At 61.0% G+C, this 14047-nt stretch carries 10 protein-coding genes and 1 tRNA gene; 10 read left to right on the top strand and 1 reads right to left on the bottom strand.

The window, feature by feature from the left end:
• Positions 1-53 precede the first annotated feature (53 nt).
• The 9 genes from ELS24_RS30550 to rpoC all read left to right on the top strand — a co-directional run bounded on the left by ELS24_RS30550 (position 54) and on the right by rpoC (position 12094).
• A tRNA-Trp gene (locus ELS24_RS30550) sits at positions 54-129 on the top strand.
• Between the two features lie 64 nt (positions 130-193).
• A complete protein-coding gene (gene secE / locus ELS24_RS30545) occupies positions 194-574 on the top strand; it encodes a preprotein translocase subunit SecE (protein ID WP_006216577.1) in 381 nt (126 codons plus the stop codon).
• Between the two features lie 9 nt (positions 575-583).
• Complete coding sequence (nusG, locus tag ELS24_RS30540) at positions 584-1117, top strand: transcription termination/antitermination protein NusG (RefSeq protein ID WP_006216576.1); 534 nt, start codon at positions 584-586, stop codon at positions 1115-1117.
• Between the two features lie 63 nt (positions 1118-1180).
• On the top strand, positions 1181-1612 hold the full coding sequence (rplK, locus tag ELS24_RS30535) for a 50S ribosomal protein L11 (RefSeq protein ID WP_046806050.1): 432 nt from the start codon (positions 1181-1183) through the stop codon (positions 1610-1612).
• Positions 1613-1614: 2 nt separating this feature from the next.
• Positions 1615-2316: a 50S ribosomal protein L1 gene (rplA, locus tag ELS24_RS30530; protein ID WP_006392088.1), complete on the top strand. Its 702-nt coding sequence runs from the start codon at positions 1615-1617 to the stop codon at positions 2314-2316.
• 273 nt (positions 2317-2589) lie between these two features.
• On the top strand, positions 2590-3114 hold the full coding sequence (gene rplJ, locus ELS24_RS30525; protein ID WP_006216572.1) for a 50S ribosomal protein L10: 525 nt from the start codon (positions 2590-2592) through the stop codon (positions 3112-3114).
• A gap of 81 nt (positions 3115-3195) precedes the next feature.
• Positions 3196-3576, top strand: a complete 381-nt coding sequence (gene rplL / locus ELS24_RS30520; RefSeq protein ID WP_006216571.1) for a 50S ribosomal protein L7/L12 — start codon at positions 3196-3198, stop codon at positions 3574-3576.
• Between the two features lie 161 nt (positions 3577-3737).
• A complete protein-coding gene (gene rpoB / locus ELS24_RS30515; protein WP_050450098.1) occupies positions 3738-7850 on the top strand; it encodes a DNA-directed RNA polymerase subunit beta in 4113 nt (1370 codons plus the stop codon).
• A complete protein-coding gene (rpoC, locus tag ELS24_RS30510; protein WP_050450097.1) occupies positions 7850-12094 on the top strand; it encodes a DNA-directed RNA polymerase subunit beta' in 4245 nt (1414 codons plus the stop codon). The genes rpoB and rpoC overlap by 1 nt, the downstream gene beginning before the upstream one ends.
• Positions 12095-12218: 124 nt before the next feature.
• Here rpoC and ELS24_RS30505 read toward each other — a convergent pair whose 3' ends face one another.
• Positions 12219-12611 (bottom strand): TssQ family T6SS-associated lipoprotein, encoded by a 393-nt coding sequence (locus ELS24_RS30505; protein ID WP_050450096.1) that lies wholly within the window; start codon positions 12609-12611, stop codon positions 12219-12221.
• 153 nt (positions 12612-12764) lie between these two features.
• On the opposite strand from ELS24_RS30505, the gene ELS24_RS30500 reads away from it, so the two are divergent.
• Positions 12765-14033, top strand: coding sequence for a serine/threonine protein kinase (locus ELS24_RS30500; RefSeq protein ID WP_127186194.1), 1269 nt, complete (start codon positions 12765-12767; stop codon positions 14031-14033).
• The last annotated feature ends 14 nt before the right edge of the window (positions 14034-14047 follow it).

Below are 14047 nucleotides of genomic sequence, written 5' to 3'. Positions count from 1 at the left end.
GCGTAGGCGTTGGGCGGAAAGCCAGTGAATGTAGTGCAAGCCAGTAGTGTTTTAGGGGCATAGCTCAATTGGCAGAGCGTCGGTCTCCAAAACCGAAGGTTGTAGGTTCGATTCCTACTGCCCCTGCCACCGCCAGGATAAACCCGCGGGAGATCATCGCGAGTTACGCATTCACGGCGGCTCGCGTCGCAATATGTCTAATACCAGCGTAGAAACCGTAACCAGCACCGCCGACCGGGTCAAGCTCGGCCTGGCGGTTCTCGTCGTTATTGCTGGCATCGTCGGGTTTTCCGTGCTTAGCGCACAGCCGATGCCCGCACGTGTCGGCGTGTTTGTCGGCGGCCTTGTGATTGCAGCCGTAATTGCCTGGTTCAGCGAACCCGGCCGCCGCACCCTGAGCTTTGCCAGCGAGTCCTACAACGAAGTCAAGCGTGTCGCATGGCCCACCCGTAAGGAAACGACCCAGATGACGGGTATCGTTTTCGCGTTCGTGGCTGTCATGGGCATTTTCATGTGGGTGCTCGACAAGGGCATCGAATGGATTCTTTACGGCCTGTTGTTGGGCTGGAAATAAGGACGGCGAATGAGTAAGCGTTGGTATGTCGTCCATGTGTACTCCGGCATGGAAAAGAGCGTCCACAAGGCCCTGGTAGAGCGCATCGAGCGCGCGGCCTTGCAGACGTCTTTTGGCCGCATTCTTGTGCCCTCCGAGGAAGTCGTCGAGGTCAAGGGTGGTCAGAAGTCGATCACCGAACGTCGCATTTTCCCCGGTTATGTCCTGGTTGAGATGGACCTGACCGACGAAACGTGGCATTTGGTCAAGAACACGAACCGCGTCACCGGCTTTTTGGGTGGCTCGGGCAACCGTCCGACCCCGATTTCCGAAAAGGAAGTCGAGAAGATCCTCTCTCAAATGGAAGAGGGTGTCGAGAAACCCCGCCCCAAGATTCTTTTCGAAGTGGGCGAGATGGTTCGGGTCAAGGAAGGTCCGTTTGCAGACTTCAACGGCAACGTCGAAGAAGTCAATTACGAAAAGAGCAAGGTGCGCGTGTCGGTCACCATTTTTGGTCGTGCCACACCCGTCGAACTCGATTTCAGCCAGGTCGAAAAGACCTGATTTCAACCCCCGGGGAGCCCTGGCAAATAAGGCCACGGCGATATAACCCGCAAGGAGCAAAGCATGGCGAAAAAGATCGTCGGCTTTATCAAGCTGCAAGTACCGGCTGGTAAAGCTAACCCGTCCCCCCCGATTGGCCCGGCACTGGGTCAACGCGGCCTGAACATCATGGAATTCTGCAAGGCGTTCAACGCCAAGACCCAAGGCATGGAGCCTGGTCTGCCGATTCCGGTGGTGATCACCGCCTTCGCGGACAAGAGCTTCACCTTCATCATGAAGACCCCGCCCGCGACGGTCCTCATCAAGAAGGCCGCTGGCGTGCAAAAGGGTTCGCCCAAGCCGCATACCGACAAGGTCGGCACGCTGACCCGCGCTCAAGCTGAAGAAATCGCCAAGGCCAAGGGCCCCGATCTGACCGCCGCTGATCTGGACGCCGCTGTGCGCACGATCGCTGGCAGCGCCCGCAGCATGGGCATCACGGTTGAGGGGATCTAATCATGGCAAAACTGTCCAAGCGCGCCGCCGCTATTGCACAAAAGATCGACCGCACCAAGCTGTACCCGGTCGCTGAAGCCCTGACCCTGGTCAAGGAAACTGCCGTCGCCAAGTTCAATGAATCCATTGACGTGGCCGTGCAGCTCGGCATCGACCCGAAGAAGTCGGACCAACTGGTTCGCGGTTCGGTCGTTCTGCCCGCCGGTACCGGCAAGTCGGTTCGCGTTGCCGTGTTCGCCCAAGGCGACAAGGCTGAAGCCGCCAAGGCCGCCGGCGCCGACATCGTTGGCCTGGACGACCTGGCTGACCAGATCAAAGCCGGTCAAATGGACTTTGACGTGGTCATCGCTTCGCCCGACACGATGCGTGTCGTGGGTGCCCTGGGCCAGATCCTGGGTCCCCGTGGCCTGATGCCGAACCCGAAGGTCGGCACCGTGACGCCTGACGTCGCCACCGCTGTCAAGAACGCCAAGGCCGGTCAGGTTCAGTACCGTACCGACAAGGCTGGCATCATCCACGCAACGATCGGCCGCGCGTCGTTCGGCGTGGAACAGCTGCAAACCAACCTGGCTGCTCTGGTCGACGCCCTGCAAAAGGCCCGTCCCGCAGCTGCCAAGGGCATTTACCTGCGCAAGCTGGCCGTTTCGTCCACGATGGGCGGCGGTGCTCGCGTTGAAATTGCCTCGCTGTCGGCTTCCAACTAAGCCAACAGCTGTAAACGTACTTTGGGCTGCATCCGGATTCCTCCGGATGTTGCTGTCAAAGACCGCTGGAGCAGGGTAGTGGAAGGGTTCTCCCTTCTGTACAGAAAGCAGCATCCTCGCTGCCCCGCTTAATCCCGAAGCTCATCTAGTTCGGATCCAGCGTAGACGGCGTCCCCAGGAAGATTTCTTTACCCGAAGAACTCGACCAGGCGCCGCATTCGGTTGACGCGCAAGGCTCAGGCCCCAGGCGTCTTTTGATGGAGTGTTCAAACCGTGAGTCTCAATCGTCAAGAGAAAGCGGTGGTAATCGAGGAAGTCTCGGCAGAAGTCGCCAAGGCACAATCGATTGTTATCGCTGAGTACCGTGGTCTGGACGTCGCCTCTGTCACCGTACTGCGCAAAACTGCGCGTGAATCGGGCGTGTATCTGCGAGTTCTGAAGAACTCGCTGGCCCGTCGTGCTGTTGCCGGCACGGCTTTCGAGCCGTTGGCTGAGCAACTGACCGGTCCGCTGATCTATGGCATCAGCACTGATCCGGTTTCGGCGGCCAAGGTTATCGCTGGTTTCGCGAAAAGCAACGACAAGCTGGTCATCAAGGCGGGCGCATTGCCCAACAGCCTGCTGACTCAAGATGGTGTGAAGGCCTTGGCCACCATGCCGTCCCGCGAAGAGTTGCTGTCGAAACTGCTTGGCACCATGCAAGCCCCGATCGCGCAATTCGTGCGTACGCTCAACGAAGTTCCGACCAAGTTCGCCCGTGGCCTCGCGGCTGTGCGCGACCAAAAGGCAGCGGCCTAATCGCCCTGCTGTCCGGAATTCGCTGAACGACGAAGCGACACCCAAACCCTGGCATTACCAAAATATTTGGAGTTCTTAAAAATGGCACTTAACAAAGCTGAAATCCTTGACGCCATCGCTGGCATGACCGTGCTCGAGTTGTCCGAGCTGATCAAGGAAATGGAAGAGAAGTTTGGCGTGTCGGCTGCTGCCGCCGCTGTCGCTGTTGCTGCTCCCGCCGCTGGTGGCGCTGCTGCCGCTGCTGAAGAGCAAACCGAGTTCAACGTCGTCCTGCTGGAAGCCGGCGCGAACAAGGTCAGCGTCATCAAGGCCGTGCGCGAGCTGACCGGTCTGGGTCTGAAGGAAGCCAAGGACCTGGTTGACGGCGCTCCGAAGCCCGTCAAGGAAGCTGTGGCCAAGGCTGACGCCGAAGCCGCCAAGAAGAAGCTGGAAGAAGCTGGCGCCAAGGTCGAAGTCAAGTAAGACCTGCGTCAACTGCCCGGGGACAGCACAGTTTGCAGTCCCCGGGCTTTTGCGTTTCCAGGAAACCCCTACTGGGGGTATGCCCTTTCAGGGGGGTTTCCTGGAGTCGTATCACCTAGGGCCGTGGTTGACGGCCCATGCAACCTCGAGTCGGAGTGCTCATGCCTTACTCGTACACCGAAAAAAAGCGCATCCGCAAAAGCTTCGCCAAGCGTGAAGACGTTCAAAACGTTCCTTTCCTTTTGGCGACACAGCTTCAATCCTACCTAACTTTCCTGCAGGCGGATACCGCCCCGTCCGATCGCGTAGCCGACGGTTTGCAGGCGGCGTTCTCGTCGATTTTCCCGATCGTTAGTCACAACGGTATGGCGCGCTTGGAGTTCGTGAGCTACGTGCTCGGCGAACCGGTGTTCGATGTCAAGGAATGTCAGCAACGTGGTCTGACCTATGCCTCGCCCCTGCGAGCCAAGGTCCGCCTGGTGCTGCTTGACCGCGAAGTCAGCAAGCCGACCGTGAAGGAAGTGAAGGAACAGGAAGTCTACATGGGCGAAATTCCGCTCATGACGGGCACGGGTTCCTTTGTCATCAATGGCACCGAGCGTGTCATCGTGTCGCAGCTGCACCGTTCGCCTGGCGTGTTCTTCGAACACGACCGCGGCAAAACGCACAGCTCCGGCAAGCTCCTGTTCTCGGCCCGCGTGATTCCTTACCGCGGCTCGTGGCTGGACTTCGAATTCGACCCGAAGGACGTCCTGTTCTTCCGCGTCGACCGTCGTCGCAAGATGCCTGTCACGATCCTGTGCAAGGCCATCGGCATGACGCCGGAATCCATCCTGGCCAACTTCTTCGACTTCGATAACTTCGAATTGAAGAGCGAAGGCGCGATGATGGAATTCGTGCCCGAGCGTTGGAAGGGCGAAATGGCCCGCTTCGACATCTCGGATCGCGATGGCAAGGTCATCGTCGAAAAAGACAAGCGCATCAATGCCAAGCATTTGCGCGACCTGGCTGCCGGTGGCATCCAGCGCATCTCCGTGCCGGAAGATTTCCTGTACGGCCGCGTGCTGGCCAAGAACATCGTTGACGAAGATACCGGCGAAGTCATCGCCAACGCCAACGACGAAATCACGGAAAGCGTGCTGGGTGCCCTGCGCGCCTCGAACGTCTACGACATCCAGACGCTCTACACGAACGATCTGGACCGTGGTCCGTACATTTCGCAAACCCTGCGCACCGATGAAACCGCCGACCAGATGGCCGCGCGCGTTGCCATCTACCGCATGATGCGTCCTGGCGAGCCGCCCACCGAAGAAGCGGTGGAAGCGCTGTTCCAACGTCTGTTCTACAGCGAAGAGACGTACGATCTGTCGCGCGTGGGCCGCATGAAGGTCAACAGCCGTCTGGGCCGTGGTGAAGACATCACCGGTCCGATGACGCTGACCAACGAAGACATCCTTGAAACCATCAAGGTGCTGGTTGAGCTGCGTAACGGCCGTGGCCAGATCGATGACATCGATCACTTGGGCAACCGTCGCGTGCGTTGTGTTGGCGAACTGGCCGAAAACCAGTTCCGCGCCGGCCTGGTGCGTGTCGAGCGCGCGGTCAAGGAACGTCTGGGCCAAGCCGAGACCGAAAACCTGATGCCGCACGACCTGATCAACTCCAAGCCGATCTCGGCTGCCATCAAGGAGTTCTTCGGTTCGAGCCAGTTGTCGCAGTTCATGGACCAAACCAACCCGTTGTCGGAAATCACGCACAAGCGTCGCGTTTCCGCACTGGGCCCGGGCGGTCTGACCCGCGAGCGCGCCGGCTTTGAAGTCCGCGACGTGCACCCGACCCACTACGGCCGTGTCTGCCCGATCGAAACGCCGGAAGGCCCGAACATCGGTCTGATCAACTCCATGGCGCTGTACGCTCGCTTGAACGAGTACGGCTTCCTGGAAACGCCTTACCGCAAGATTATCGATGGCCGCGTCAGCGAGCAGATCGATTACCTGTCGGCCATCGAAGAAAGCCACTACGTCATCGCACAGGCTAACGCCGCGCTGGACGAGCAGGGCGCCTTCGTTGACGACCTGGTTGCTTGCCGTGAAGCAGGCGAAACGATGCTGACCTCGCCGGCCAACGTGCATTACATGGACGTTGCCCCGTCGCAGATCGTGTCGGTGGCCGCTTCGCTGATTCCGTTCCTTGAGCACGACGACGCGAACCGCGCACTGATGGGCGCCAACATGCAACGTCAGGCCGTGCCTTGCCTGCGTCCGGAAAAGCCGGTCGTGGGTACGGGTATCGAACGCACCGTGGCCGTTGACTCGGGCACGACCGTGCAGGCACTGCGTGGCGGCCTGGTCGACCACGTTGACGCCGAGCGCGTCGTGATTCGCGTGAACGACGAAGAAAACGTCGCCGGCGAAGTCGGTGTCGACATCTACAACCTGATCAAGTACACCCGTTCCAACCAGAACACGAACATCAACCAGCGCCCTATCGTCAAGCGTGGCGACAAGGTTGCCAAGGGCGACGTGCTGGCTGACGGCGCATCGACCGACCTAGGCGAACTCGCCCTGGGTCAGAACATGCTGATCGCGTTCATGCCCTGGAACGGCTACAACTTCGAAGACTCGATCCTGATCTCCGAAAAGGTTGTTGCCGATGACCGCTACACCTCGGTGCACATCGAGGAACTGACGGTTGTCGCCCGCGACACGAAGCTGGGTCCGGAAGAAATCACACGCGACATCAGCAACCTGGCTGAGACGCAACTGAACCGTTTGGACGATTCGGGCATCACCTACATTGGCGCCGAAGTCAGCGCCGACGACGTGCTGGTCGGCAAGGTCACGCCCAAGGGCGAAACCCAGCTGACGCCGGAAGAAAAGCTGCTGCGCGCCATCTTCGGTGAAAAGGCGTCCGACGTTAAGGACACCTCTCTGCGCGTGCCTTCGGGCATGACCGGCACCGTGATCGACGTGCAAGTGTTCACGCGTGAAGGCATCGTGCGCGACAAGCGCGCCCAGTCCATCATTGACGATGAACTGCGCCGCTATCGCCAAGACCTGAACGACCAGTTGCGCATCGTTGAAAACGACCAGTTCGACCGTATCGAAAAGATGCTGGTCAACAAGACCGTCAACGGCGGCCCGCGCAAGCTGGCCAAGGGCGCCACGATCACCAAGGCTTACCTGGCTGATCTGGACCGCTGGCAGTGGTTCGACATCCGTCTGGCCGATGAGCCGCACGCTGTCGTGCTGGAGCAAGCCAAGGAATCGCTGGAGCAGAAGCGTCACCAGTTTGATCTGGCCTTCGAAGAGAAGCGCAAGAAGCTGACGCAGGGCGACGAGCTGCCCCCGGGCGTGCTGAAGATGATCAAGGTCTACCTGGCCGTGAAGCGTCGTCTGCAACCTGGCGACAAGATGGCGGGCCGTCACGGTAACAAGGGTGTGGTTTCGCGTATCACCCCGGTGGAAGACATGCCGCACATGGCTGACGGCACGCCGGCCGACATCGTTCTGAACCCGCTGGGCGTGCCCTCGCGGATGAACGTCGGTCAGGTGCTGGAAGTGCACTTGGGCTGGGCTGCCAAGGGCGTGGGCCACCGCATTGCCGATCTGCTGCGCGACGAGCGCACTGCGCAGGTCAAGAACGTCCGTGCCTACCTGGACAAGGTCTACAACACGACCGGTTCCGGCGCCCGCATCGACGAGCTGACCGACGAAGAAGTCATGGAAATGGCCCAGAACCTCAAGAACGGTGTGCCGTTCGCGACGCCCGTCTTCGACGGCGCGACCGAAGAGGAAATCACCACGATGCTGGAGCTGGCCTATCCGGACGACGTCGCCGAGCGCATGGCACTGACGCCTTCGCGTACTCAGGCATGGCTGTTTGACGGCCGCACGGGCGAGAAATTCGAGCGCCCCGTGACTGTCGGCTACATGCACTACCTGAAGCTGCACCACTTGGTCGACGACAAGATGCACGCGCGTTCGACGGGTCCGTACTCGCTGGTCACGCAGCAGCCGCTGGGTGGTAAGGCGCAGTTCGGTGGTCAGCGTTTCGGGGAAATGGAAGTGTGGGCGCTGGAAGCATACGGCGCCGCGTACACCCTGCAAGAAATGCTGACGGTGAAGTCGGACGACATCACTGGCCGTACGAAGGTATACGAAAACATCGTCAAGGGCGACCACGTCATCGACGCCGGCATGCCGGAATCGTTCAACGTGCTGGTGAAGGAAATCCGCTCGTTGGCCCTGGACATGGATTTGGAGCGTAACTAATGAAAGCGCTACTCGACCTATTTAAGCAAGTCTCGCAAGACGAGCAATTCGATGCCATCAAGATCGGCATCGCCTCGCCCGAGAAGATCCGTTCGTGGTCTTACGGCGAAGTTCGCAAGCCCGAGACCATCAACTACCGCACGTTCAAGCCTGAACGTGACGGTCTGTTCTGCTCCAAGATCTTTGGCCCGATCAAAGACTACGAGTGCTTGTGCGGCAAGTACAAGCGCCTGAAGCATCGTGGCGTGATCTGCGAAAAGTGCGGCGTTGAAGTTACCGTTGCCAAGGTCCGCCGTGAACGCATGGGCCACATCGAGCTGGCCAGCCCCGTCGCGCACATCTGGTTCCTGAAGAGCCTGCCGTCGCGTCTGGGCATGGTGCTCGACATGACCCTGCGCGACATCGAACGCGTTCTGTACTTCGAAGCCTGGTGCGTGATCGAACCTGGCATGACGCCGCTCAAGCGCGGCCAGATCATGTCGGACGACGATTTCCTGGCCAAGACCGAAGAGTACGGCGACGATTTCCGTGCCCTGATGGGCGCGGAAGCCGTGCGTGAACTGCTGCGTACCATCGACATCGACCGCGAAGTGGAAACGCTGCGCGGCGAATTGAAGGCCACCAGCTCGGAAGCCAAGATCAAGAAGATTTCCAAGCGCCTGAAGGTGCTGGAAGGCTTCCAGAAGTCGGGCATCAAGGCCGAGTGGATGGTCATGGAAGTGCTGCCCGTGCTGCCGCCGGACCTGCGTCCGCTGGTGCCGCTGGACGGCGGCCGCTTCGCGACCTCCGACCTGAACGACCTGTACCGCCGCGTCATCAACCGCAACAACCGCTTGAAGCGTCTGCTGGAGCTCAAGGCGCCGGAAATCATCCTGCGCAACGAAAAGCGGATGCTGCAGGAAGCCGTTGACTCGCTGCTGGACAACGGTCGCCGCGGCAAGGCCATGACGGGCGCCAACAAGCGCCAGCTGAAGTCCCTGGCCGACATGATCAAGGGCAAGAGCGGTCGTTTCCGTCAGAACCTGCTGGGCAAGCGCGTCGACTACTCGGGCCGTTCGGTCATCGTGGTGGGTCCGCAGTTGAAGCTGCACCAGTGCGGTCTGCCCAAGCTGATGGCCCTGGAACTGTTCAAGCCGTTCATCTTCAATCGTCTGGAGATGATGGGCCTGGCCACGACCATCAAGGCTGCCAAGAAGCTGGTGGAAAGCCAGGAACCGGTGGTTTGGGACATCCTGGAAGAAGTCATCCGCGAACACCCGGTCATGCTGAACCGTGCGCCTACGCTGCACCGTTTGGGTATCCAGGCGTTTGAACCGGTCCTGATCGAAGGCAAGGCCATCCAGCTGCACCCGCTGGTTTGCGCGGCGTTCAACGCCGACTTCGACGGTGACCAGATGGCTGTTCACGTGCCGCTGTCGCTGGAAGCCCAGCTGGAAGCGCGCACGCTGATGCTGGCGTCGAACAACGTGCTGTTCCCGGCCAACGGCGAACCGTCGATCGTGCCGTCCCAGGATATCGTGCTGGGTCTGTACTACACGACGCGCGAGCGCATCAACGGCCGCGGCGAAGGCATCTTCTTCACCGACGTCGCTGAAGTGCAACGTGCGTACGACAACGGCGAAGTCGAGCTGCAATCCCGCGTGACCGTGCGTCTGAAAGAGCACGAGCGCGACGAAGCTGGCGAATGGCAACCGGTTATCCGCCGTCACGAGACGACGGTCGGCCGCGCGCTGCTGTCCGAAATTCTGCCGAAGGGCCTGCCCTTCACAGTGCTGAACAAGGCACTGAAGAAGAAGGAAATCTCGCGCCTGATCAACCAGTCGTTCCGCCGCTGCGGCCTGCGCGACACGGTGATCTTCGCCGACAAGCTGATGCAGTCCGGCTTCAAGCTGGCCACGCGCGGCGGTATCTCGATCGCCATGGGCGACATGCTGATCCCGACCGCCAAGGAAGGCATCCTGGCTGAAGCCAGCCGCGAAGTGAAGGAAATCGACAAGCAGTACTCGTCGGGTCTGGTCACGTCCCAAGAGCGCTACAACAACGTTGTGGACATCTGGGGCAAGGCTGGCGACAAGGTCGGCAAGGCGATGATGGAACAACTGGCCACCGAGCCGGTTGTGAACCGTCACGGCGAAGAAGTGCGCCAGGAATCGTTCAACTCGATCTACATGATGGCTGACTCGGGCGCTCGCGGTTCGGCCGCCCAGATCCGTCAGTTGGCCGGTATGCGCGGCCTGATGGCCAAGCCGGACGGCTCGATTATCGAAACGCCCATTACCGCGAACTTCCGTGAAGGTCTGAACGTGCTTCAGTACTTCATCTCGACTCACGGCGCGCGTAAGGGTCTGGCTGATACGGCACTGAAGACGGCAAACTCGGGTTACCTGACTCGTCGTCTGGTCGACGTGACGCAAGACTTGGTGATCACCGAGGACGATTGCGGTACGTCGCTGGGCTACAACATGAAGGCCCTGGTGGAAGGTGGTGAAGTCATCGAACCGCTGCGCGACCGCATCCTGGGTCGTGTTGCCGCCGTGGACATCATCAACCCGGACACGCAGGAAACGGCCATCGTCGCCGGTACCCTGCTGGACGAAGATCTGGTCGACACCATCGACCGCATCGGCGTGGACGAAGTCAAGGTCCGCACGCCGCTGACGTGCGAAACGCGTCACGGTCTGTGCGCACACTGCTACGGCCGCGATCTGGGTCGTGGTTCGCCGGTCAACCAGGGCGAAGCAGTGGGCGTTATCGCTGCTCAGTCCATCGGTGAACCGGGCACGCAGCTCACGATGCGTACGTTCCACATCGGTGGCGCGGCGTCGCGTTCGGCTCTGGCCAGCGCGGTGGAAACCAAGTCCAGCGGTCAGGTCGGTTTTGCCAGCACGATGCGCTATGTCACGAACGCCAAGGGCGAACGTGTGGCGATTTCGCGCTCTGGCGAACTGGCGATCTTCGACGACAATGGCCGCGAACGCGAACGCCACAAGATCCCGTACGGCGCGACCGTGCTGGTGGGCGATGGCGAAGCCGTGAAGGCTGGTGCGCGTCTGGCGACGTGGGATCCGCTGACCCGTCCGATCGTGTCGGAATACGGCGGCGCCGTCCGCTTCGAGAACATCGAAGAAGGCGTGACCGTTGCCAAGCAGGTGGACGAAGTCACCGGCCTGTCGACGCTCGTCGTCATCACGCCGAAGACCCGTGGCGGCAAGATCGTCATGCGTCCGCAGATCAAGCTGGTCAACGAAAGCGGCGAAGACGTCAAGATCGCCGGCACCGATCACTCGGTGAACATCTCGTTCCCGGTGGGCGCGCTGATTACCGTGCGCGACGGCCAGCAGGTTGCCGTGGGTGAAGTTCTGGCGCGTATTCCGCAAGAATCGCAAAAGACCCGCGACATTACCGGCGGTCTGCCGCGTGTGGCCGAACTGTTCGAAGCCCGTTCGCCGAAGGATGCCGGCATGCTCGCCGACGTCACCGGTACGGTGTCGTTCGGTAAGGACACGAAGGGCAAGCAGCGTCTGGTCATCACCGACCTGGAAGGCGTGAGCCACGAGTTCCTGATTCCGAAGGAAAAGCAGGTGCTGGTGCACGACGGCCAAGTGGTGAACAAGGGCGAAATGATCGTGGACGGCCCGGCCGATCCCCACGACATCCTGCGCCTGCAAGGCATCGAGAAGCTGGCGACGTACATCGTCGACGAAGTGCAGGACGTTTACCGTCTGCAGGGCGTGAAGATCAACGACAAGCACATCGAAGTGATTGTTCGTCAGATGCTGCGCCGTGTGAACATCGTTGACGCTGGCGATACCGAGTTCATCCCGGGCGAGCAAGTTGAGCGCTCCGAACTGCTGAACGCCAACGATCGCATGGCTGCCGAAGACCGTATCCCGGCGACCTACGACAACGTGCTGCTGGGTATCACGAAGGCCTCGCTGTCGACCGACTCGTTCATCTCGGCCGCTTCGTTCCAGGAAACCACGCGTGTCCTGACCGAAGCCGCCATCATGGGCAAGCGCGACGACCTGCGTGGCCTGAAGGAAAACGTCATCGTCGGCCGCCTCATCCCGGCGGGTACCGGCCTGGCTTACCACCACGCACGCCGCGACAAGGAAGAGCTGGAAGCGGCGGAACGCGAAGCCGCCCGCCAACAGGCCAACCCGTTCGAAGACTCGCCGGTCACGGTGGGCGCGGACGCAGAAGCTCCGGCTTCCGACGCTGGTACGGACGATTCCGCCGAATAAGCGGAAACCCGGACAGATCCCCGCGCGCAGGCTCGGCGCGGGGACCGGAAACAGAAAGGCCGCTGATGCGAAATCAGCGGCCTTTTTTTGTTCAGCTATTTTTGTTTACGGATTGTGCATGGGTCTACTTCGCGGCTTGGTCCCGGGCCCGCTGGAAGACGGGGCCCCAGGACGGATGGCCGGCTTCATTTGGCGCTAGTTCAAACGAAGGATCCAGCGCCAGGATGCGGGCGAAGCTGTCTTCGCACAGCTGAGCGTAACGGCTGACGCAATAACTGAACGCCTGCAGCTTATAGGCCTCGATGCGCACCGCCTTGGTCGATGAGGCTAACTCATCAGAGGTAGCGACGGTTCGGATGACCTCTCCGTAGCGGCCTGCGCCGTAGATATCCCGGACTTGTTGCAATTGCGCCAGTGCTTCGGCGCTGGGCGGGCTTTCGGGCCGCGACGAGATCCCGGCGCAGCCCGCCAGCATTACTGTCGCGCCGAGCAGGCTGCTCAGAAGGCGAATTTTCATAACTTATAAGGGGGGAGGAGGATTGGGCGAAGCGTCATCGTGCCACAGCCTGATGCGCTCGGACATCTTCGGCAATGTCCTGATGTTGCGGATTGGATAATATTCCCACTATTCCATCTTCGCATCAGTCCGCGCATGAGCGCAATTTCCATCATGTCTTCCTCCACCGGCCTCTTGACGCCGCGTGGGCCGTTTTCAGGCGCCGCGCCGCTTGCCTTGCGTCCATTGAGCGCGATCGCCGCCAGCATGGCGGGGGGCGTGCCGGAATCTCGCATCAAGCGGCTGGTCTCCGACCTGTTGCCTTCCCTGATCGCCCTGCACGCCCAGGGTGAGATATGCGGCGATATCTCGCTGGACACCGTAGGGATGGACGAGAACGCGCGGGCTCATTTGCTGCCCGAACTGGTGGTTGCTCGTTCGCGCCGAGCCAGCCGCAGCCCGACGCCCGGGTTCGCGCCGTTTGAGCTATATACCGATTCCATGGAATGGCCGCGTGGCCCGTGGAGCGATATCTACGCTTTGTGCGCGGTCATGTATGCCTTGGTCACCGGGCGTCGTCCGCAGCCCGCTCCGGAGCGGCGCGCAGAAGATGCCTATGAGCCTCTGACGTCGCTGGGCTTGTCCAAATACAACTCGGATTTTCTGTCCGTCATTGACGGCGGCCTGGCGATGACGCCGACTGACCGGCCGCAGACGCTGGCCGAGCTGGCTGCGCTATTGGGGGTGGCCGCGTATATCGAGCCGTCTCCCGCCGAGGCAGACACCCTCACCGGCGCCGCCCATGCCACGCCGCCGCCGGTCGCGACCGCGCGCAAGCCAAGCCGCAATCGTCGTCCGTTACTGGGATTGCTGGCCGTCCTGGCCTTGATCGGCATTGGCATTTATGGCTGGTTTCATTGGGGGAAAGGCGCGCCCAATGCCCTGATCACCAGTTCCGAAGTCGTCATGCCTAACCCGCCTGCCGTACACCCCATGCCTCCGGTCGCTTCGCCGTCCACGGCTGCGGCCATCCCAGCCGCCGCACCGCAACAAGAACCGGCCCCCTCCGTTGAACCCGCTGAGCCGGTCACGACTACACCACCCAGCGTTCAGAATGCGCCCGAGATGGCGACCGAGCGACCCGAGCCCGTGTCGGCGACGGCCACTCTCGGCGCTCAGTCCCCGTCGGCCACGGGGGCCGGCGAGGTAGCCAGCAAACCCAAGCCCATGGGGGTGCCCGTGCGCGTGCGCCTGGACATCCGCCCGTGGGGCGAAGTATGGGTCAACGGCGTGGCGCGCGGCATCAGCCCGCCAGTCAAGGAAATACGCTTGATACCCGGCAAGTACCAAGTGGTGCTGCGCAATGCGGACCTGCCGCCCTACCGCGGAACGCTTGAAATCAAGGCAGGCAAGCCGGCGGTAATTTCTCACACCTTCCAGTGAGGCTCCAGGCCGGC

Origin of the sequence: Achromobacter spanius (assembly GCF_003994415.1) — a bacterium.
Lineage (GTDB): Bacteria > Pseudomonadota > Gammaproteobacteria > Burkholderiales > Burkholderiaceae_B > Achromobacter > Achromobacter spanius_C.
The sequence above is the reverse complement of the archived record's forward strand: the minus strand, read 5'-3'. Positions and strand labels throughout refer to the sequence as shown.

Bases quoted from the DNA above. Each gene is read 5' to 3' on its own strand.
- rplK (WP_046806050.1), top strand. From the start codon at position 1,181: ATGGCGAAAAAGATCGTCGGCTTTATCAAGCTGCAAGTACCGGCTGGT.
- nusG (WP_006216576.1), top strand. From the start codon at position 584: ATGAGTAAGCGTTGGTATGTCGTCCATGTGTACTCCGGCATGGAAAAG.
- ELS24_RS30505 (WP_050450096.1), bottom strand. From the start codon at position 12,611: ATGAAAATTCGCCTTCTGAGCAGCCTGCTCGGCGCGACAGTAATGCTG.
- rpoC (WP_050450097.1), top strand. From the start codon at position 7,850: ATGAAAGCGCTACTCGACCTATTTAAGCAAGTCTCGCAAGACGAGCAA.
- rplL (WP_006216571.1), top strand. From the start codon at position 3,196: ATGGCACTTAACAAAGCTGAAATCCTTGACGCCATCGCTGGCATGACC.
- secE (WP_006216577.1), top strand. From the start codon at position 194: ATGTCTAATACCAGCGTAGAAACCGTAACCAGCACCGCCGACCGGGTC.
- rpoB (WP_050450098.1), top strand. From the start codon at position 3,738: ATGCCTTACTCGTACACCGAAAAAAAGCGCATCCGCAAAAGCTTCGCC.
- ELS24_RS30500 (WP_127186194.1), top strand. From the start codon at position 12,765: ATGTCTTCCTCCACCGGCCTCTTGACGCCGCGTGGGCCGTTTTCAGGC.
- rplA (WP_006392088.1), top strand. From the start codon at position 1,615: ATGGCAAAACTGTCCAAGCGCGCCGCCGCTATTGCACAAAAGATCGAC.